Origin of the sequence: Desulfurococcus sp. (assembly GCA_026626905.1) — an archaeon.
Lineage (GTDB): Archaea > Thermoproteota > Thermoprotei_A > Sulfolobales > Desulfurococcaceae > Desulfurococcus.
The window spans coordinates 238,702-258,542 of record JAPNUX010000001.1 but is presented as its reverse complement, the minus strand read 5'-3'; the positions used below and the strand labels follow the sequence as shown (position 1 = coordinate 258,542).

Annotated in this window: 22 protein-coding genes and 1 tRNA gene; 9 read left to right on the top strand and 14 right to left on the bottom strand. The window is 46.6% G+C overall.

Annotated elements, in window-relative coordinates:
• Positions 1–24: 24 nt before the first annotated feature.
• Complete coding sequence (locus OWQ48_01375) at positions 25–549, bottom strand: hypothetical protein (GenBank protein MCY0867872.1); 525 nt, start codon at positions 547–549, stop codon at positions 25–27.
• 6 nt (positions 550–555) lie between these two features.
• Positions 556–2,199 (bottom strand): M28 family peptidase, encoded by a 1,644-nt coding sequence (locus OWQ48_01370; protein ID MCY0867871.1) that lies wholly within the window; start codon positions 2,197–2,199, stop codon positions 556–558.
• 82 nt (positions 2,200–2,281) lie between these two features.
• Between OWQ48_01370 and OWQ48_01365 the strand changes: the two genes are divergently transcribed.
• On the top strand, positions 2,282–3,820 hold the full coding sequence (locus tag OWQ48_01365; GenBank protein ID MCY0867870.1) for a glycogen/starch/alpha-glucan phosphorylase: 1,539 nt from the start codon (positions 2,282–2,284) through the stop codon (positions 3,818–3,820).
• Here the strand turns inward: OWQ48_01365 and OWQ48_01360 are convergent.
• From OWQ48_01360 to OWQ48_01335, 6 genes are all read right to left on the bottom strand, one after another.
• Positions 3,813–4,229, bottom strand: coding sequence for a universal stress protein (locus tag OWQ48_01360; protein ID MCY0867869.1), 417 nt, complete (start codon positions 4,227–4,229; stop codon positions 3,813–3,815). The genes OWQ48_01365 and OWQ48_01360 overlap by 8 nt on opposite strands.
• 4 nt (positions 4,230–4,233) lie before the next feature.
• Positions 4,234–5,307 carry a type II glyceraldehyde-3-phosphate dehydrogenase gene (locus tag OWQ48_01355; GenBank protein MCY0867868.1) on the bottom strand — a complete coding sequence of 358 codons (1,074 nt, stop codon included), beginning with the start codon at positions 5,305–5,307 and terminating at the stop codon, positions 4,234–4,236.
• A complete protein-coding gene (gene pgk, locus OWQ48_01350) occupies positions 5,301–6,536 on the bottom strand; it encodes a phosphoglycerate kinase (GenBank protein MCY0867867.1) in 1,236 nt (411 codons plus the stop codon). The genes OWQ48_01355 and pgk overlap by 7 nt, the downstream gene beginning before the upstream one ends.
• Positions 6,537–6,826: 290 nt before the next feature.
• Entirely contained in the window at positions 6,827–7,012 is a 186-nt protein-coding gene (locus tag OWQ48_01345) for a chromatin protein Cren7 (GenBank protein ID MCY0867866.1), read from the bottom strand.
• A gap of 218 nt (positions 7,013–7,230) precedes the next feature.
• Positions 7,231–8,382 (bottom strand): AAA family ATPase, encoded by a 1,152-nt coding sequence (locus OWQ48_01340; GenBank protein MCY0867865.1) that lies wholly within the window; start codon positions 8,380–8,382, stop codon positions 7,231–7,233.
• A gap of 38 nt (positions 8,383–8,420) precedes the next feature.
• Entirely contained in the window at positions 8,421–9,287 is an 867-nt protein-coding gene (locus OWQ48_01335; protein MCY0867864.1) for a hypothetical protein, read from the bottom strand.
• A 127-nt stretch (positions 9,288–9,414) separates the two neighbouring features.
• On the opposite strand from OWQ48_01335, the gene OWQ48_01330 reads away from it, so the two are divergent.
• Positions 9,415–9,489, top strand: a tRNA-Arg gene (locus tag OWQ48_01330).
• 178 nt (positions 9,490–9,667) lie between these two features.
• Here the strand turns inward: OWQ48_01330 and OWQ48_01325 are convergent.
• The gene (locus tag OWQ48_01325; GenBank protein ID MCY0867863.1) at positions 9,668–10,069 is read right to left on the bottom strand and encodes a type II toxin-antitoxin system VapC family toxin; all 402 of its coding nucleotides are present in this window, start codon (positions 10,067–10,069) and stop codon (positions 9,668–9,670) included.
• Positions 10,062–10,301, bottom strand: a complete 240-nt coding sequence (locus OWQ48_01320) for an AbrB/MazE/SpoVT family DNA-binding domain-containing protein (protein MCY0867862.1) — start codon at positions 10,299–10,301, stop codon at positions 10,062–10,064. Before OWQ48_01320 ends, OWQ48_01325 begins: the two co-directional genes overlap by 8 nt.
• A 67-nt stretch (positions 10,302–10,368) precedes the next feature.
• Here OWQ48_01320 and OWQ48_01315 point away from each other — a divergent pair, with 67 nt between their 5' ends.
• Positions 10,369–10,503 carry a hypothetical protein gene (locus OWQ48_01315; protein MCY0867861.1) on the top strand — a complete coding sequence of 45 codons (135 nt, stop codon included), beginning with the start codon at positions 10,369–10,371 and terminating at the stop codon, positions 10,501–10,503.
• Between the two features lie 24 nt (positions 10,504–10,527).
• On the opposite strand, the gene bgaS is transcribed toward OWQ48_01315, so the two are convergent.
• From bgaS to OWQ48_01300, 3 genes are all read right to left on the bottom strand, one after another.
• The gene (bgaS, locus tag OWQ48_01310; protein ID MCY0867860.1) at positions 10,528–12,006 is read right to left on the bottom strand and encodes a beta-galactosidase BgaS; all 1,479 of its coding nucleotides are present in this window, start codon (positions 12,004–12,006) and stop codon (positions 10,528–10,530) included.
• Positions 12,007–12,315: 309 nt separating this feature from the next.
• Complete coding sequence (locus tag OWQ48_01305; protein MCY0867859.1) at positions 12,316–13,614, bottom strand: asparagine synthetase A; 1,299 nt, start codon at positions 13,612–13,614, stop codon at positions 12,316–12,318.
• Between the two features lie 61 nt (positions 13,615–13,675).
• On the bottom strand, positions 13,676–14,473 hold the full coding sequence (locus tag OWQ48_01300; GenBank protein MCY0867858.1) for a phosphohydrolase: 798 nt from the start codon (positions 14,471–14,473) through the stop codon (positions 13,676–13,678).
• A 197-nt stretch (positions 14,474–14,670) separates the two neighbouring features.
• On the opposite strand from OWQ48_01300, the gene OWQ48_01295 reads away from it, so the two are divergent.
• From OWQ48_01295 to OWQ48_01280, 4 genes are all read left to right on the top strand, one after another.
• Positions 14,671–14,877 (top strand): hypothetical protein, encoded by a 207-nt coding sequence (locus OWQ48_01295; GenBank protein MCY0867857.1) that lies wholly within the window; start codon positions 14,671–14,673, stop codon positions 14,875–14,877.
• 13 nt (positions 14,878–14,890) lie between these two features.
• Positions 14,891–15,400 (top strand): PA14 domain-containing protein, encoded by a 510-nt coding sequence (locus tag OWQ48_01290; GenBank protein ID MCY0867856.1) that lies wholly within the window; start codon positions 14,891–14,893, stop codon positions 15,398–15,400.
• Positions 15,401–15,572: 172 nt separating this feature from the next.
• Positions 15,573–16,481 carry a radical SAM protein gene (locus tag OWQ48_01285; protein MCY0867855.1) on the top strand — a complete coding sequence of 303 codons (909 nt, stop codon included), beginning with the start codon at positions 15,573–15,575 and terminating at the stop codon, positions 16,479–16,481.
• A gap of 33 nt (positions 16,482–16,514) precedes the next feature.
• Complete coding sequence (locus tag OWQ48_01280) at positions 16,515–17,060, top strand: ZPR1 zinc finger domain-containing protein (protein MCY0867854.1); 546 nt, start codon at positions 16,515–16,517, stop codon at positions 17,058–17,060.
• On the opposite strand, the gene OWQ48_01275 is transcribed toward OWQ48_01280, so the two are convergent.
• Complete coding sequence (locus OWQ48_01275) at positions 17,047–18,156, bottom strand: aminopeptidase (GenBank protein ID MCY0867853.1); 1,110 nt, start codon at positions 18,154–18,156, stop codon at positions 17,047–17,049. The genes OWQ48_01280 and OWQ48_01275 overlap by 14 nt on opposite strands.
• A gap of 135 nt (positions 18,157–18,291) precedes the next feature.
• Here OWQ48_01275 and OWQ48_01270 point away from each other — a divergent pair, with 135 nt between their 5' ends.
• Both OWQ48_01270 and OWQ48_01265 read left to right on the top strand, forming a co-directional pair.
• A complete protein-coding gene (locus OWQ48_01270; GenBank protein MCY0867852.1) occupies positions 18,292–19,242 on the top strand; it encodes a triphosphoribosyl-dephospho-CoA synthase in 951 nt (316 codons plus the stop codon).
• Between the two features lie 144 nt (positions 19,243–19,386).
• Positions 19,387–19,752 (top strand): hypothetical protein, encoded by a 366-nt coding sequence (locus OWQ48_01265; protein MCY0867851.1) that lies wholly within the window; start codon positions 19,387–19,389, stop codon positions 19,750–19,752.
• The last annotated feature ends 89 nt before the right edge of the window (positions 19,753–19,841 follow it).

The following is a 19,841-nucleotide window of genomic DNA, read 5'->3' as shown; positions in this document are numbered from 1 at the left end:
CCCGTAGAGCCTTCCTTTCTCTGTCTACATTAAAACCTCTCTAAGAGTTATCTCGCGGCTTTCATTTAGCGGAATATACCTCACGGCATCTGGATCCACAGCCTTGTAGTATATTGGGGGTTCAATAGCGTCTAAATCGTACACTCCAATACTAGCCTTCCTCCGGTTTCTCCCGTATATTGAGGCTAGCTTCTCCTGCAGCTGCATTATCTGGGTTATAGCCTCGTTATCCAGTTCAACATCCCTGACTACAGCTAGAGCTATGTATGGCCTGCCAGCTATGTGTTCAGCATAGCCTTTAACTCTAGAAGAATCCACGATCCTGTAGTCTTTTCTCGGTAGACCCAGGAAGGGTCTTAGAGCTCTTGCTAGCCCCTCACAGCTGAAGAGGTCGGGGCGGTCGTGGCTAGCCTCGTACTCCAGGATATCGCCGCTGACAGCTTCGATCTCGCATTTAAGTCTCGCTAACCCCTTGTATAGTTCTCTGAGCTCTAGAGGCTTGCCGAGAAGCCTCTCGAGATCCCTTAGGTTAACTCTGATCACCGGCATTGCTCATCACTTCAGTAGTGTATCTCTAACAAGCACCCAGGATTTCTCGAGAAGCTCTTCCTCCTCTCTCTTCCATTTAACAAGGTTTTCAAGCTTGAAGAGCTCTCTGTAGTCTTCAAGACCATTAATGTAGGCTAGAGGAGCGTAGAGTGATAGGTAGGATACAGCCCCCTTGATCTCAGAGAGCCTTCTATACTCGTTGAAGCCTAGGATCTCTCGGAGCCGTCTCGTTGATATTGGAGATTTAAGCTTCTCCATTTCACCTGGCTTGAGTCTTCCACGCTCCTCAAGGATTTTCGAGATACCTTCTAAGCTTGACTCAAATCCAGTCTTAGCAGCTTCCAGCGCGTACCAGGATTTCAAGTAGTCGTCGAAGACCCTGGTGATCCACTCAGCTTTATAGTTATTGTAGAACAGGTATGCAGCTGTAAGAGAAGCTACAGCGGTGTCAGTAATAGAGCGAGGGGAGAGAGTTTCAACTGTATCCATGTCTGTATGATAGTATTTACTCGGCCACTCGTTGAGCATCACGGTATCTATACCCCATGAAAGAAAGACATCGTGGTCGCTTCCAGCAGTGTACGGTGAGAGCGAGTATCTTGCCCCAGGTAGGTTGAATCCACCAAAGGATGAAGCTGTATCGAATACCGCTTTCACAGCGATGTAGGTATAGCGGGTCACCCTGGACTCCATGTAGAGTGGAGTATTAACAATGTTGAGAGTTGAGCCAGTAGCCCACTGTTTAGAGCCAACCATGTCAAGGTTTATCACTCCAAGAGGCGGGTGGCTAAATACTTCATCAAGGTATACTGTACCCGTGTACTCAGGCACCCATGCATAGCATAGTGGAATATCGAGTTTAGCTGTAATAGAGGCTACAGCAGCTACATAGTTAGCAGTACTCCCGCTTGCATTATCATGCGCTCCAGGCTTAGGGTGGCATATATGGCTAACTAGGAGTACCCCAGGCTCACTCCAGTTGTTACACGCTACAAGCGCGTGCATAGGTCTACCCGTATACCTAGACCTAGCCTCCCAGCAGACCTCTACTTTCCTAGATGGATTCTCGAAGAGGTAGGCTAGTACTCTAAGAGCAGTTTTATAGGGTATATTCATTACTACTTTATCCTTAATCTCACTACTATGCAGGAAGAGCCCGGTGTAGGGTACTGCATCAACATAGCGTTTTGGATCGTAGACTAACACTAGTCTAGCATCAGCTTTCATGTAGGCTTCATAAGCCGGCCCTCTCGCTATGACTACATCACCACTACACTTCTCACCGCAGAGAGATAGCTGGCCGCATCCTTCTCCAGAGGGTGAGTGTGCTGCAAGCAGTGTTGGATGGCCTGTGAAACTATACTCCTCAACGATCTCGTTGTTCATTGAGATCTTTAAGTATGCGTCCTCAACATCCCATGAAATCGGTGTATCCATAAATCCCTTCCCGGAGTCGCTTGGAACCTCTACTAGCTTCGTTGAGTAGCCTTCTCTTCCCAGTAGATCCTGGAGGTCTTTTAGAGCGCTCTCTAATCCACTACTACCTTGAATCCTATGGTGCCTGGTAATAGTATTTAATACATCTAGTACAGGGGTTCTCTGAGCCCCTCTTCTAACTTTATCTAGTACTTCTTTAATCAAGCCGGTCAATCCTCATGAAGGCAACGTTTTAATATTAACGGTTACTTTATAGAGATGATCTACCTTAAAACTGTTAGGGGCGTGGAGTAGAATGGTTATAGTTAGTATAACACCTGAGATAGCTCTCGACGACTCTCGTATATATGCTGGGGGTCTAGGAGTCCTGGAAGGTGATAAACTTTACGGAGCAGGCGACATGGGGCTCGACTACACTGCTCTCTCAATATTCTATAGGCACGGCTACGTTTCAGTATCATTTAGAAACTCTCAGCCATCACTAGACCCTGAGGAGCAAAGCGAGGTCTTCTTAGAGAAGCTTTCCCCTGGTAAGGAATTCACGGTGACTCTTAGAGGCGAGGAGATTGTTGTTAGACCATGGTTGTACAGGTATAAGACTGCTAAAGCCGTATTATTTGAGGCTGTGTGTCCCTTATGGGCTAGAAAGCTTAGTGACAGGGTATACTTAGAGGATAGTGAGGAGGAGAAGTTCCTGAAGTACGCTTTCCTGGCGAAGGCCTCAGCCTACTACATTAAGGAGGTAATAGGTTTAAGCAACGTCAGCGTCGTAGACCTTGAGGAATCCTATACAGCACTAGTGTTACTTGCCGTTGATCTAGCTAGCAAAGCCAGGATTATAATTCACACTCCAGGGCCGTGGGGTCACCCCGAGTTCCCAGGGTCATTAATAGCTAGGGAGTTCGGGGTTTTTCTCGGCGATCGCGTTAAGCTCACAGAGTTTGCTCTCTCACGTGTCAAGACAGGTATAGTTGTATCGAAAAAGCAGGTGGATGTTATACCTAGAATATTCCCCTCATATAAGGATAAACTCAGAGGAATAACCAATGGTATACACCTAGCTAGATGGATGCACCCCTATCTCTACGATGCCTGGAGAAAAGGCAAATTCAGCAGGGAGGAGCTGCTAGAAATACTATTGAAGGCTAAAGAAGAGTCTCGAAGGAACCTTATATCACTAGTGAAAAACGCTAAGAGCAATGCAAGCATAGATGACAGAATTATCGTGGTGTGGGCTAGACGCTTATCAAGGTATAAGAGGCCGTACTTTATAGCTAGATTTATTGAGGAGAATCCTGATGTAAACGCTTTCTTCGTGCTAGCAGGTAAACCTCACCCTAGGGATCCCGATGGACTAGAATACTTGAGGAGATTCAAGGAGCTAGATCTCAAGTTGACAAACACCGTTTACCTGCAAGACTATAACATTGAAGTAGCCCGTGTACTCGTCCAAGGCTCAGACCTATGGCTCTTCACACCATTCAGCGGCTGGGAGGCTAGTGGAACAAGCTTCATGAAGGCTCAAGTTAACGGTGTACCAGTACTCTCGAGTAGAGATGGAAGCGTTCTCGAGGTGGTGGAGGATAATGAGACCGGCTGGCTCTTCGGCCAGGATATCAGGGACTTCATAAACATATATACTGATCCAAGAGCTAGAGAGATAGATGAGAAAGAATACAGTGAATTCAAGAGTAAGCTCTTACAGATCATCGACTTGTACCAGAGCGATCCAGAAAAATACCTTGAGGTAGCGTTAAAGGCTTGGATGAAAACACCTGGAAAGGTTAGCATAGAAAAAACTCTGAAAGAATACTATTTCAAGACTCCTACCTGATCACGAAGACTGAGACTGGTGAGTTAACTACTAGGGAGAGAGCAGTACTCCCCACTGGTATATCAGTGGTAAGGCTTAAACCACGGGCTCCCAGCACGATAGCATCGTATCCTCCCTCTATAATCTCCCTGAGGATAGCTGAGGAGCAGCTATCACTTAAAGGATCATACTCTATAGTCTTGTATTCTACGCTCAAGCTCTCTCTACGGATTCTCTGCTTCACTCGCTCATAGGGGTCGCTGCGGGCTTTACCCTTAGGTTTAGCGTGGACTATAATTACTCTTGAACCATAATGCCTAGCTAGATCTAGCGCGAAGTCGAGGGCTTTAAGACTGTTCTCACTGCCATCTACAGGTACTAGTATCCTCCTATAGTAGAAGCTTATCTGGTAAGATGGAGCCTCACTCACAGTCTTAGACACCATGTAACCCTTTCCTAGAAGACCTTAATGAATCTTTCAGGCCTCCTACTCCTAGTATTCTATCTACTTTCTCAATCACCTTGAATGGATCGCTCTCTAAGCCTAGTATAGCATACGCTGCATCCATGTTCTCGGGTATGACTATGGCCTCCTGGTGTACTGCCTGGAAGAGCTGGATTCTCGAGTCCTCAACTCTAAGAGTATCAGTGAATATAATATTCTCGTATACATCGTACCTTGGCCTACCGTAATCCCTAGCTAGCTCTACTATCTTGCTTGTAGAGTCTAATCCTGTTCCATGAGATTCTACTGTAAGCATCCTCTTAACTTCTTCAAGCTCTTCTAGTACACTCTCGCGTTTCACAGGGGTAGCTAGCTCTACTTCAAGGAAATGCATGTGCATGAGTGTTGTGGGAGCTGCAACAGCTGCTGTAGTAATGTTAAGCCATGGTGCTACACTGAGTACATCTCTTGCATGATGGCTGGGTATACCAGGAGGGTCGAGTACTATGGAGTTGACGGGCCCCCTTCTATCCTCATGGGGGTCTGCTGCTCTTCTAATAATTAAGGCTAGAGCCCTCTTAACACTGAAAGTCTTGTTGAGTGTGCAGAGAAGTCTTAGTAAGCCTGTTGTATTGCAGCTGACAACCCTTACGTACCTCTTACCTGCTATCTTATCGTAGTTGCAGAAGGTGTTATAGCTGGCATCAGCAATCTCCGGGCTCTCACCCCCCTGGAAGATACTAGGTTTTCCCAGGGACTCGTATATCTTCTTGTTTAAGGCTCCAGTACCGCTTGGTGATGCATCGTATATTAACTCGGCTTCCTCGAAGAGATAGTCTACGTATCCTTCAGGCTCTACTCCTATTTTTCGGAAGTCCATGACTCTATCTCTTGGAACATAGATTGGTATGTTTCTCTGCGATGCAATAATTGCTGAGTAGTCGGCTCTATACTTGGCTACACCCACAAGCTTGAAGTCACTGTTGCGTAGTACTGCATCAGTAATTCTCTTCCCGATAGTTCCGTAGCCGTTGACCGCCAGCTTAACTGTCAAGCCTACCATCCTAGGAACATTCTTGCTGAGAGCTCTAACGCCTTGAAGGCTGGGAGTTCTTCACCCGAGAGGAATAGGAGTAGTGCGTTCCCCCCTGTTGACACGTGTATTCTACTAGAAGTCTTTGATTCATCGATCATGGAGGTTAAATGCCCACCTGCTATTAGCGTGAACGCCTTCGAGCTGTAGACTGCATCAAGGATTCTAGCTGTTCCCTCCTTGAATCTTACATCCTCTATTACGCCGGCTGGCCCCCGCATTACTATTAAGCCAGCGTCTCTTATGAGATCGCTGTAGACTCCAATGGTGTGCTCGCCTACATCCTTCACGATACCTTTTAACTCACCTATATAAGTGTTTCTCACCTCGCCATTAACCTCGACTTTCAAGTCTATAGGGGTCTCTATTGGTGCTCCACGCATGAGTATATATCTAGCTCTTGATACCAGTGGGAGAAGCCCTTTCTCCTCGAGTACTTTAACGTTCTCGGCGCCGAGCTTCAGTCCTTTAGCCACCAGGAATAACTGTGCGAGGAGGCCTGTTGTAAGTATCCTATCTGCCAGCTTATTCCTCATGAGGTTCTCGATGACTCTTAGAAGCTCCACTACTTTCGAGCCACCTAGAATGTAGATTCTAGGTGACTCACCAGATTCTACAACTCTCTTAATAGCTTCTACCTCTTTCTCGAATAGTGGGCCCATGCATCCAGGTATAAGTAGCGGTATACCTACAATGCTAGGCTGGCTTCTATGAGCTGTCGCGAAGGCATCATTCACGTATACATCGAACACTGATGCAATCCTTCTAGCCATAATAGTTAACGCCTGCTTCTCAGGAGGCGCCTCCGGGATCTCCTCTGCTAGAAGCCTTAGATTATCAAGCATTAAAACCTCCCCTTGCTCTAGCCTCTTAATCTCTTCAATAGCCTTCGGCCCAATGACATCTGGTACATAGCGGACGTTAACACCCGTGTACTTTGAGAGTAGCTCAGCATGCTTCTCCATCGTAGTGAAGCTACTCTCACCTGGCCTCCCTTGATGGGATGCAACAACAAGCGCCGGCTTGTACTCTTCTAGCAGCTTCCTAATAAATATCGAGTGAACTTTAATCCGTCTATCATCGAGTATCTCGCCGGTATCAGGGTTGACTGGGACGTTAACATCTATACGCATGAATACTCTTATACCATTGATATCTACATCTCTAACTGTAGGCAGCCGAGGGATAGATAGTTTCATTCTAACACCATAAATTAGAACTCTTCCTGGAGTTAATAACCTCAATGGAAAGTTTTATTTAAATATTTCAAGAGAATACATTGATAGCCTTCCGTGGTGGATTTAATAAAACATTATAATATATGCTAATAGTATTTTTTACAATACCCTATTAAACTAGCAGGCGACCGGGGTTAAGCTACCAATGAATAGCTTTAACTAAGTTAGAAGGAGTATTTAGAGAAGCTTGATTTTGCTTGTAGTGTAAAAATATGTTAACTAGAGTTGGATAGAGTTAACACGCGAGAACTCTAACTGCACAGTGGGTACTCGTCGGGTACTTTAGCTCTGAAGTATCTTCCTGTCTCCGGGTCCTGGAATAGGCCTACTTTAACGCCTTTTCTACCTCTTGGATTCAGCTGCCATACTTTTACTGGTATAAGCTCTAGCTCTCTACCACTAGGAGTTCTAGTCTTCACTTTATCTGTACAGGGCATTCTCTACCACCATTGAAGGCTTATCGCTTAAACTGGTTTATAACTTTTTCTTAAGTGTATTAACGATTACATGGATAATGGTACAAAGCTATATTCCCATGGAACTCTGTTTAAGTGCTCAGATACCCCGGGTCTGCTAAGGGCATGACTCTCATCATCGCTTCCTATGTTTCCACAATGTTAGAGGAGAGTGATTTATATTGCTTCTCGAAGAACTGCTAGATGGCGCCGTACTTCTCCTGCCACTCCTTGTATGCTTCAAGCCATGATGGATCAATACTCGGGTTTCTCCTGCTTATGACTTTAATGAAGTCCTCGGTTGTCAGGGGCCTCGTGGATTTCACGTCGTCTGTCTTGGTGACTCCCTTCTCGTTTAACTCTTCGGCAATATTGCTTTGAACCTCCTTGACTATGCTTGCTATGTCAGCTGGACTATAGTTTTCCGTGAGCTCGGCTAGCCTGTCATAGTCTACTTGGTCCACTGAGTAAGTATCCTTAAGCTTGCTAATATAGTGCATGAAGAGGTGCTTCCTAATCTCTTTATCTGGTGGAGGAACGTATATTCTCTTCTCGAATCTTCTTATGAAGCCTATATCAAGAGTCCACGGCTTGTTCGTGGCTCCAATGACGAATAACGGTAGCCTCCTGTACTCCTTGCCTTTCAAGCCATCCATTTCAATCAGGAACTGATTTCTCATTCTCTTCTCGCCGCCTACCTCATTGCTGAGTGGTTGTAGCAGGCTGTCTACTTCATCAATGAATATTATCACGGGCTTTCCTTGGGAGGCGTATTCTCTAGCCTTATCGAAGATCTTCTTAACGTTCTTCTCGCTGTCGCCGAGCCACTTGCTCATGATGGTTGCAGGGCTCACGTTTATTAAGATAGCGTTGATCTCGTTGGCTAAAGCTATTACAAGCTCTGTCTTACCGCATCCAGGCGGCCCGAATAATAGTATTCCCTGAGCCCAGCCAAGTGGGTAGAGGTGAGGGGTTTTAACAGGGTATATAACTGAGCGTTTAAGAGCCTGCTTAACCTCCTCTAAGTCTACTAGATCCTTGAATGTATTCTTGTTAGCTCTTTTCTCAGGCTCTAATACCTCTATAGCATCATCGCTACTATCACTTTGAGGGCCTCCCACCTTAATTTGGTTGGAGAGGCGTTTCTCCAGCGTGTTTATTCGATCCTTGTACTTCTGCACTAGATCCCTGTAGGTTTCAGCTAGAGGTGAGTCAGGATACAGCTTCAAGTACTTTGAGAGTAAGTCTACTGCTATCCTGTAGTATTTAACAGCATTCTCGTAGTCGCCGGCTTTATCAGCTGCTACAGCTTTATGAGCGTACTCAATGCCTTTATCCACTAGATACTGCATGCTCACCACGAGGCCCCTCCACTCAGATTGTCTTCAAGCTAGAAGCGCTTGAGTTTAACTAACCCCTTCTCCTCCAGCCTTCTTAGAGCCTCGTAGACTCTATCCCTTGGAACCCTGTACTTAGCTGTAAAGTACTGGATGTCAAGGATCCCCGCCTTCTCTCTTAACTCGGCGAGAATCCACTGTTCTACAACATGCACTGGTACTTCAATACGGCTAGCTGTACCGGAGTCTTCGGCGTGCTTTAACCCGGCTTCAACGCTAACTGTACTCTGAGACTTATTTTCAAGTCTACCTGACTCTACAGGTGGTAGTGGTATTTTCTCAGGAGTCTTACTACCTACCTCCTCTACAATACTGCTTGATACTCGCTGAGGAACCTGCTCTCCTCTCACCATGTACTTGCTGAGTACAGCCTGCGGTAGCGTGGAGCTATCGGTTGCCAGCTGTATGCTTCCAACCTTCTGCTCGATCATCCTCATCAAGCTGAGTAGCTGCGGGTTTATCTTCTCTACATCCGGCTCAATCCTCTTCAATTCGTCAAGTACCTCTGGGAGAACCTTCATGGGCTCCTGAACCTGGGTTATAGTTTCAAGTCTGAGTCTAACCCTCATGAGATCATAGTATACTTTCGTGAAGAGATTTAAGTACCCCGCTATATTCTTATTCTCCTCGTCTATAATCTCCTGTAGAGCTTTATCCTGACCCCCAGTAACCCTCATCTTCCTCTTATGCTCTTCAAGCGTGAACTCCAAGCCTTTCTTCGAGGACTCAATACTCCTAATCATCCTGTCAAGTAGGACTATAGATTCCTCAATACTCTTCACAAAGGGATCCTTAGGCTTAAACACCCCTAGCAGCCTACCGAAGAAGCCTCCTCTGTAGCTACTAATTGATGCAGACATCTAACCTAAACCCCCTGTTATTCCGCCATCACATCGCCCATAAAACCCTTTTTAAACAACAGGTATGGTAATACGCTACGCCAAACAGCTAGCTAAAATAACCCTTAGTAGAATAATGAGACAACCGGGGCCCGTAGCCCAGCCAGGACAAGGCGCCGGCCTCCGGAGCCGGAGAACCCGGGTTCAAATCCCGGCGGGCCCGTTCCCGCAGGATCCAGGATTTAACAAAGTATTATCTTCTCGGGCGGTGATATAACGTAGGTTCATTAAAAGAGAATCCGACTTCGCGGATTTCAGGGAGTGTTAGAAACCTTGAGTCAAGCTCAACGAGTGGAAAGTTGCCTGGTGAACTGGTGTCTTGAGGGTAGTTAAGCTACGTGTTAATCTATACTGAAGTATATGCATTTGTCTTCAAGTACCTCTTTTATTCTTTTATCAGTTGTTAATACTATTCCGTTAATCTTTTTTGCTAAGGCTATGAGGAATGCGTCAGCTAACGATATCTTTCTCCCATACATTATTTTATACTTAGCAGCTTGTCTAGTGAGTTCTCCTTGCACTGGAACCAGTTTTATTCTAGAATTCCTTATCGATATATACCTAATATCTGCGACTTCTACTCCAAGGATCTCCCCTGTCTTATAGTAGAATTCTGCTAGGTTAACTTCACATATATAGCCTTCATCGATACCTCTGAGAACTCTATCCATGTAATTCTTAACTCGTTCATCTCCCGCAAAGTATAATGCAAGCACGCCGGCATCAATAACATATCTACTCATTCTCTATCTCCCGTAATCTCTCCTCACTTACTTCAAGTGCAACTCTCTTCATGGCTTCTCCATCAACACCAAAGAGTTCTTCCATGGGTTTTACAGGTATGATCTTGATTTCACCATCCTCTACTCTCACGGCAACTCTATCCTTGATACCGAAGGCCCTGCGTACCTCGACGGGTATTACAATCTGCCCTTTCCTACTAACACGTACAATGTATTCCTTACTTTCAATCAATTTTCCCACCCTAATATTATTGGTAAAACATATCATTTATTAAGTTTACTCTAATCCTAGCATTATAGTGCCCGAGGAGTCTGCGTGGTTGAGAACCTACTATGCACTATTATTCTTCGTGACCTGGTTCCTCGTGCTTGCTTCTCTAAGCCTGGTAGTTCTTAGGAGAGAGGGACTCGCCTTCCTTTATGGCTGTATGTGAAAATAAAAGGTTATTCTACGGGGGTTATAGCGGGACTAGATTTTCTCTTAGAATAGGCTTTAAGTCTATTAAGTGCTCTAGTTCTTCTGGTATTGCTTTCTGAGTTGCTATCTCCCTGAATACGAGTGCGCTTGGCCTGAGGTACCGTTTCTTGGTCTCATAGTCAACTTTAACCAGCCCGAACCTCATTCTGAAGCCTTCAGCCCACTCGTAGTTGTCGACTAGCGACCAGTGGAGGTATCCTCTAACATCAACACCTGCCTTGATTGCATCGTGCACGGCTTTAAGATGGCTTACAAGATAGTAGGGTCTATACCTATCAGCTTCATCAGCTATCCCATTCTCTGTCACTATAATGGGGAGCTTGTATCTCCCACCGAGTTCTCTGAGAAGTTTCTCCAAGCCCTCCGGGTAGATCTCCCATCCGAAGTCGCTGCAAGGCCTCCCTGACTTCGCGTAGCCTTTTCTAACCCCTGCAAACCCGTATCCGGGTACAGGTGTGACCTGCCCGCCTACTTTATCGAAAGCTATTCTTGAATAGTAGTTTACTCCAAGCCAGTCGAGCCTCCCCTTCAGCTCTCTCCGCCCTTCACCCACAATCTTTGACTCACCGAAGTATATAGAGTCAACGAAGCCGTAGCTGCCTTCTCTTATCCTCCTAACATCCTCCTCAATACCCTCGCTTAGAGGGTCAAGCCAAGCGTAAGCGTAGATTACTCCCACAGGCTTCTTCGAGTGCTCTCTTATAGCATCGTATGCTCTAGCGTGAGCGTATATAATGTTGAGTCTAGCCTTCTCCATAGCTTCAAGGCTTAAGTAGCCGGGTGGAAAGCCTGATTTAGGCCGGCTATAGCCCTGCTCGTAGACGACGTTCGGCTCGTTCATAGTGCTCCACATATCCACGTAGTCGTCTAGATGGTAGGCTATGAAAGCCGCGAACTTCGCGAACTCAACTATACTCCTATCATCAAGCCACCCGCTTGGAGCTCTATCGGGTCCAAGCTTGCGTACTTTTATAGGGTCGTGTAGCCATAAAGGTAGAGGCCAGTGGTAGAGGTTTAATATGAAAGTCTTCCCCCGGCTCCTCCAATCCGAGTAGATCTCCTTGTAGTGCTTGAGGGCCTCCATATCCGCCTTCTTCTCGAGCTCCTCTAACGCGCTCTCAGGGATATCAATAGAAATTATTCTGCCTTCTTCATCTCTATCAACAGTCACTTTTACATCGAATGTCGGCTCCGGGAAGATGCGAGCCCACTCTATCCCGCCTCTCATAGCATTCATGCCGAGCTTCTCCGCTATATCGTGATCCTTCGAGTATAAATGCCAGTAGGCAGGCCCGTTCTCCGGTAGATCCCCGCTTACAATCCCAGCTGCTATATTCTCCTTATCGTGCACCCAGACCCACCAGTCACTGCCTGGTACCTCGCTACCCTTCAAGCCCATCTCGAACTGGAAGCCTGCCCAGGAGTAGCCTAGCATGAAGTTCTTAGGGAATTCATACAACTAGATTACACCTCTATAAATTCTCCTGATCTATTAAGCGCTTCTAATTAAAAAGCTTTCATAATGAAGAAAGCTTTATGAAGCCTTAAGGAGATGCTCGAGGGTAAGTTAATGGCCTACACTTCTCACTAATGAATGGTGAAGAGTTCTCGAGCTTATATAACAAGGAATACATTGATAGTGAAAACCTGCAGGAAGTAATCGATAACCAGGGAGATGCGTTTAAAGCCTAGGTGTTTAACGCTAGAGCATTGGTAGTCTCATAATGGGACGCGGCTTCGTAGCGCTTAGAGTGAAGATAGCTGCTGGTTAGGGGCCTATGACTCCCGGGATTCTCGGGTGTGGTGTAGCGTAGGCTACGTGCTGTAATCCCTGAATGAATTTAACTAGTCTCTCCAAGCCTAGCCCCCACCCGCACGACGGCTGAATGCCGCCTGCTTCAGCTAGATCAAGGAACCACTTGTACTTCTCGAGGGGTTCACCATGGCGTTTTATTTTTTCAACTAGCTTCTCATACCTGTACTCTCTGCATCCTCCATCGAGGATCTCGCCTGACCGCCCAGGCATGATCAAGTTGTAGTCTACATTATATCCTGGTTTCCCTGGATCCTCCACGTAGTAGAATCCTCTACTGCTGGCTGGGAATCCATGCACCCATACTGGTGTGCCGTAGATTTCACCGAGTAGTGCTTCAGCATTAAAGCTTAGCTCTCTACCGTGCTCGACTCTACACCCCTTTCTCTCCAGGAGTTCTACTGCTGAATCATAGTCTACTCTCGGGTAGGGGGGTTTCGGTACAGCCTTCTCGAGGAAGCTTGCCTGCTTAGGGGTGAGTAGCTCGTAGTAGTCGTCGAGAATGTGTTTTACTATCTTATAGACTACCTCCTCAGCTAGCTTCATCATTTCACTAGCTGTTGAGAGCGAGGCTTCAACATCTAGCTGAGTGAACTCAACGAGGTGTCTACCTGTACCCGCGTTCTCAGGAGGCTCGATCCTCAGGTTTCTGGCCACATAGTATATTTTGCCGAGGAGCGAAGAATACAGCTGCTTATACATGATCACGCTGCTTTGAATCTCGTAGACGCCTCCATAGAGGGGGAGAGTAGCCTTTATAGCACCCCGCAAGCCTGGATCGCTAGCATACCCTATAATAGGAGCTGGGAGCTCCGTGAACCCCTGCTTATCCAGCAGGCTCCTAGATGACTTCAAGACAACCGAGTAGGTTTTTACTGCACGCAGAATATCCGGGTGTCTAGCGTATACATGGTATTTTCTAGTATATTCGACTGGATCCTCAGGTATCCTGTCAACGCAGAGTACCTCGGGTTTTAAAGGCTTGTGTAGAATACTATAGTCGTCTACAGTAAGCTCCTCCCCGTTTACTACTCCAGTTATCTCCACGAGTGTCTCGCAGGGTAGTGAGAGGATCTCGAGGGCTTTACCTCCCGCCAGCTTTACTATCCTCTCGCCTGTGGGATCCCTCAGAAGGATTCTCGAGGAGCCTAATGGTTTAATCCTAGCCCTTATAGTTATCTTCTCGCCTACTAGGAGGCTGGATACAGGTATAGGGGTTCCAGGCTTACGTGTTAAATAACATCCCTCATCCACCAATCCACCTATACCTGTAGAGTGCAGCTTATAAACTCTTCTACATACACGTATTAACCCTCTATACTTGTCTAGGCGGCGTGTAGGATTTAACCACTTGATCCCCGATTAAAGCGTACACCTCGATATGGCTTCTCAGAGGAGTCGACTTTATCTTAGGCACAAGTATCTCATCCACCTGGAATATACCGGCTCTCTCAGTCATGTAGACGTTTATCCTTACGTCTACTTCGCTTGATGGGAGTATTTCAACAGACTTAATGCTGAGAGCTGAGATACTGTGAATAGATACACCGCCAAGCTTGTAGGGGACTCTTGCCCTCCCCTCAGCCATGTCAACGCCGTCTCCTACTTTAACGCTTCCAGCCTCGTAGGTTAAACACTCTACGTCATAGCTTGTACAGTATATCGCATGCATTATCTCCTGTCTAAGCTTAACTCTAGTCACCGGGTCCTCGATGATCTTCCCGAGGACTCTATCCACTATAGGCATGGAGATCAAGGCTCCAACTCTCTCATGCATATCCCTGTGGACGCTGTTCCCTACATCGTGGAGTAGCGCGCCGATCAATGGTACAAGCCACGTGTATTTCACATCACTTACTACTCCATCCTTGATTAGAGATGGCTGGATACCCTTTGAGAGTAGAAGCTGGTATATGTAGAGGGCTGCTCCAGCAGCTATATGAGCGTGCACCGGGCCGTGATCATTGTACTTTAAGCGGTTTACGGCCATAACATTAGCCATGCTCCATAAGGCTTGAACCTCAGGGTCGTTAACTAGCATTAAATAGGCTTTCCGGGCTAGCGGCTCCCCTGAGAGCATTGATTCGAGAAGCTTGGGTGTAACTGCTACCATAGCTTAAGCCTCCTAAAGTGTTTTAAAGCATGCTTAAACCATGTTATTACCTTAGCTGATGAAGATGTAGAGTATTTAAGGGTTACCTGGTAGAGCCCCTCGAATACAGCTATCAGCTAGAGTAGCCTTGTTGAAGGGCTACATACATCCACGGGTTTAAATATCTTTGACGTAGGATAAACGATGGTGGTGTACTGATGCCGCGGGTAGCTTTAAAGCTCGCTAAACCAGGCCTCTTTAAGGGGGTTAGATTACGCTTCTATCCCTTGAATAGTTTCGAGAACCCTCCGAGAAGCCTTGATGGCATGGCTCCTTCAGCTGAAGTTGTTGCAGCTAGCGTAGACTACAAGTGGCTTGAGAAGCCGCCTGTGAAGAATAGTAGAGGGTTTCATAGCCGAGTATAAAGGTTTCATTAAAATCGATGAGCCAGGGGAGTACGTTTTCTACGCTACTGCTTTCGACGGTGTTCTACTCGAGTTAGATGACAGTATAGTAATTGATTCATGGATGGATCAGCCACTGAGGCTCCATGAGAGCAGGAGGATTACGCTGGGGAGAGGCTACAGGAGGATTAGAATACTACACTATAGGAGATCCATGCCTGGTGAGCTTGTACTTAAATGGGTGAAACCCAGCTCGATCCTAGAGGTTATCCCCAGCGATAGATTCTACTTTTCACTAGGCGACCACTTCTTTATAACAGGGCTGCCCGACGGTTATACCGTGAAAATAATACCTCTCAGAGAGAACATGCCTGAGAAGAAGTGCGTGTCAGCTATGAACATCTGTGTTGTAAACGCCCCCTGGCGTGAGCAGCCCTTGGAAGCCTATGTAAGCATTTACAGTGAGGCTGGCAGGGTGTTTGCTAGATTCTCCGAGCCATTCACGTTCTTCGGCGGCGATGAATACACTCTTCAAGTAATATAATCTACCAGGCTCTCACAGGCCTCTAGGGTACACGTAGAGAAGAATTATTAGCCTGAATACACTGGTAACATTAATCGCCCCGCCTCCCTCACACCTCTCTGAGACCCCATAGAGGGGTGTGAAGATGATGGAGGACGGTCGGGCGGGGTACACTACGGAGGCTTAAAGTGGAATGGTAGAGTTTAAAGGGAGTGTTCTCAGAGTATTCGACCCATGGCGCTCACCCCTGTGCACATGCCCCTTCAAGTACTCTCTTCACCCTTACACCGGGTGCAGCCACTTCTGCCTGTACTGTTATGCAGCCTCGTATATTGGGAGGAAGCCGAGCACCCCTAAAAAAGAGTTCATTGAGAGGCTTAGAAGAGACTTAAAGCGTGTTAAACCTGGTAGTATCATTGAGATGAGTACTAGTAGCGACCCCTATCCCCCCATCGAGGCATCGTTAATGCTTACCCGTAGGACTGTGGAGCTTCTCGGGGAACATGGTTCTAGAATACTAGTCACCACTAAATCCAACCTGGTTGTAAGAGACGCCGACCTGCTGGCTGAATACCCTTCTTCAGTCATGATTACAATTACAACTCTAGACGAGGATCTAGCAAGGCTTATAGAGCCTGGTGCACCACCCCCTAGCGTTAGGCTTGAAGCCGTTAGAATACTCATGGAGAAAGGGGTGCCGGTGGGTGTTAGAGTAGACCCTGTGATACCCTACGTGAATAGCGATCCAGAGGAGCTGCGTAGACTTGTAAAAACGGTTAGAGATGCCGGGGCATTACAGGTGACTACATCGAGCTTCAAGGCTAGATGGGATAGTCTAAGCAGGCTTACAAGCGCCCTGCCAGAGGATACAGCCTTAAAGCTGAGGAGGCTCTACACTGAGAGAGGAGAGCGCATTCATGGATACATGTATCTCCCCGAGGAGTTGAGGAGAACCCTTCTAGAACCTGTTATAAGCGAGGCTATTAGAAGCGGGCTCTACATAGCTACATGCAGAGAGGGAATCGGTATTCTAAAAGCACCATCATGTGATGGATCAGGTCTCATCATGTTCCACCCTGCAGTACAGCATCATTATAAGTAGTTGAGACTATAGGGTTGCATGGTGTGGGATTAAATGGAGTTAAATGAACCAGTGAAGCTTAACGAGTATACTGGAAAGTGCCCTGTATGCGGAGGAGAGATGATCTACTCGGAGTACATCTACAGGATACCATTCTACGAAACAATATTGATAACAGTGGGAGAATGCAGGTCCTGCGGATACAAGTACAGGGATGTCGGGTTAGTCGAGCAGAAGGAGCCGAGGAGAATAGTGTACAGGGTTGAGAAGCCGGGCGATGAACGGGCTCTCGTAATTAGAGCTGCTGGAAGCCGCCTCGTGATACCTGAACTAGATCTCTCAATAGAACCCGGCCCGCTCTCACAGGGGTTCATCTCAACCGTGGAAGGCATTATAATGGACTTCATGGAGAAAATTAGATTCCTCTGCGAGAGCGAGGAGCGTGGAGAGGAATGCAAGAGAATTCTAGATGAGCTGGCTAAAGCTAAGGATGGAATGATAAGCTATACAGTGATAATTGAGGACTGGAGAGGTTTAAGCAATATAGTAAGCGAGAAAACAGTATATGAGAAGCTAGAGGACACTTCTAGAAGTCTATAGTGAAACGGCCGTTCTCGTATACTAGCTCTCCATCCACGTATACTCTAGCATTCCTCATATCCTTAATCATATCCCAGTGTATCGCTGAAACATTCCTCCCCCCGGTTTCAGGGTATGCTGACCCTAATGCTAAGTGTATTGTTCCCCCTATCTTCTCATCGAATAGTATCTCCTTAGTGAACCTTGAGATATTGTAGTTTAACCCGAATGCTATCTCACCAATCCTTCTAGCACCTTCATCAGTCTCCAGCATCTTCTTCAAGAACTCTCCTCCTCTTCTAGCACTGGCTTCAACGACCTCGCCTTTCCTGAATACTAGTCTAACTCCTTCTACCTCTACTCCACGCCATATAGCCGGGTAGTCGAATTCAATGTATCCTTCAGCGGAGTCCTCTATGGGGGCTGTAAACACCTCGCCGCCAGGCATGTTGTAGTGACCGTCATCACCGACCCATATCCTGCCGTCGACGCGGAGGTATAAGTCTACGCCTGGACCAGTATACTTGATCTCCCGGGCTTTCCCAAGGAACTCTGCTATCCTCCTCATTTTCTCCCCTATTCTAACCCATTCTGAAACAGGGTCCTGCGTGTCAGCGAATGTTGCATGGTAAACGAAGTCCTCGTACTCACTGATACTCATCCCGGCTTCCTGTGCGAGAGCTCTCGTGGGGAATGGAGCTACAACCCATTTAAGCTCGCCTCTAGCACTTCTCTCCAAGAATATCTTGTTTAAGCCTCTCCTAGCTTGACTCCGCAGCTTAAGCTTCTCTGGGTCTATGCTTACAAGAGGCTTGGTGTGGGATGGTGCTAGAATGCTTATCTGAGCGTTTACCCTGGATACTAGTTCTTCTTCAAGCACGCTTACATGGGATAGAATATCGCTTGATGCATGCTTGTAGAATACCTCTGTAATGGATTCATCGCTTATATTTATGAAGACAGGGTATGCTCCAGCCTCCACAGTATACTTGACTATTTCTCTCACTAGAGGGATTGACTCAACAGTAGCATTAATAACGACCTCCTCCCCTTTCTTCAAGTGAACACAGTAGTCTACTATGAGGCGTGCTAGATTAGAGACCCTTGGATCAGCCATGAGCCCACCGCTGCTACCTAATGAGCCGCCTAGTTAAAATACATCAAGGTATTATGGGGAAGGCTTCCACTTAAGCTGGAATCTCGGGAAGGTATTTACTTTCATAGTGGTTAACTATAATAACTGGTGTTAGAGGTGAACCCGCATCCCGAGAGTTATTCAAGGGCGCTTGCTCTCTCCATGATACTTGAGGCTTCGGCATGGCCTAAACCCGGGAACGTCCACAGGTTTAGAGACAACCCTGATCTAAGATACGAGTACTTCCTAGCTACCGGCATTGTAGCGTACAGATACTTTAGAAGAGGAATTCTAAGAGGCTTGAAGGGGTGGCGTAGTGTAGTCTTCGGCGACTTAGTATACAGGCTGGTATCTGATGTAATGGAGAGCATACCTTCATCTAACACATGCCTTGGCTCCAGCATGCTTCTAATACCTTTAAGCATTGGTGTCGGTAGATGTATCTCCAGCGGTAAGGAGGATGTCTCCTGCTTCACCAGAGAGGCTCTGGAGGCCGTTAAGGCTACAAGCGTAGGGGATTCAGTATACTACTATAAGGCTGTTCGAAAGGCTGCACCCAGCTACCTTAAGCCTACAGATGATACAGGCAGCTACGTTAACGTATGGGACCCTGAGTACGCGAGGAAGCTTCAAGCGAGAGGAGATAGGCTTATAGATGTATTAGAGTACAGCTCGAGAATCGATGTAGTTGCCAAGGAGCTAGTTGAAGGATATAAGAGAAGCCTTAAAGCCAGCGAGTTCCTCCGCTCACGCTTCAACTCCCATGGAGACTGGAATAGAGCTGTTGTTGAAACATACCTTCATCTTCTCTCCGAGAACACCGATACAGTCGTGCTTTTAAAGCATGGGGTTGAAGTAGCCGGCTTCGTGAAGAATACTGCTAGAATAATCATGGGAGGAGTATTGAGGAGCTGGGGAGAGGACTGGGTAACCCCTGTAGCAGAGTTTGATGAAAAACTACACGAGCGTGGAGTAAACCCTGGCTCAATAGCTGATTTAACAGCTACAGCAATAGCTTTATTCATGCTGGAGAATACTGCTAAAGGAAAGCCTTTCCTGAAAGCTTAACCTAGCCTTCATCCCGCATGCTTGCCGAGTGGCTGCCAAGCCTAGCTGCATGAACCCTACTGCAGTGAACAGTCACCTAAGCCCTAGGGTATCTGTGAGTGATTAGATTATTAAGATGCATTATAGCTGTAGTAATTCTACATGGTGGTCTCTTTGAGCGATGAAATACCTGAGTCACTGAAGCTTAAGCTCTACAAGAAGTATCTTGAATCAGTAGGCAAGAAGAAGGATGACTCTAGAAGCGAGAGTCCAGAGGAGACAGTACTAAGAAGCCTTGCTGATGACAGAGCGAGAGAGCTCATGGAGAAGCTGAAGGCCTTCTACCCGAGCGTATACCAGGCTCTCATCGGAGAGTTCTATAGGATGCTGAAGGAGGGGGTTTTAAGAGAGATTGACGGGTTAACAGTCTACAGTATCATCAAGACCCTGGGCCTCGACATTAAACCTGACCTTAAGATAAAATTTGTGAAGCATGGTAAGGAAGTAGACTTTGATGAATATGTGAAGTAAATCCAGCGTCTAGTACTCTAGTATCCCTTAATTCTGAAATACGTGGATTATTCAAGCTGGGCTGCAGCTTCAGTTAGCTTAAAGCATTT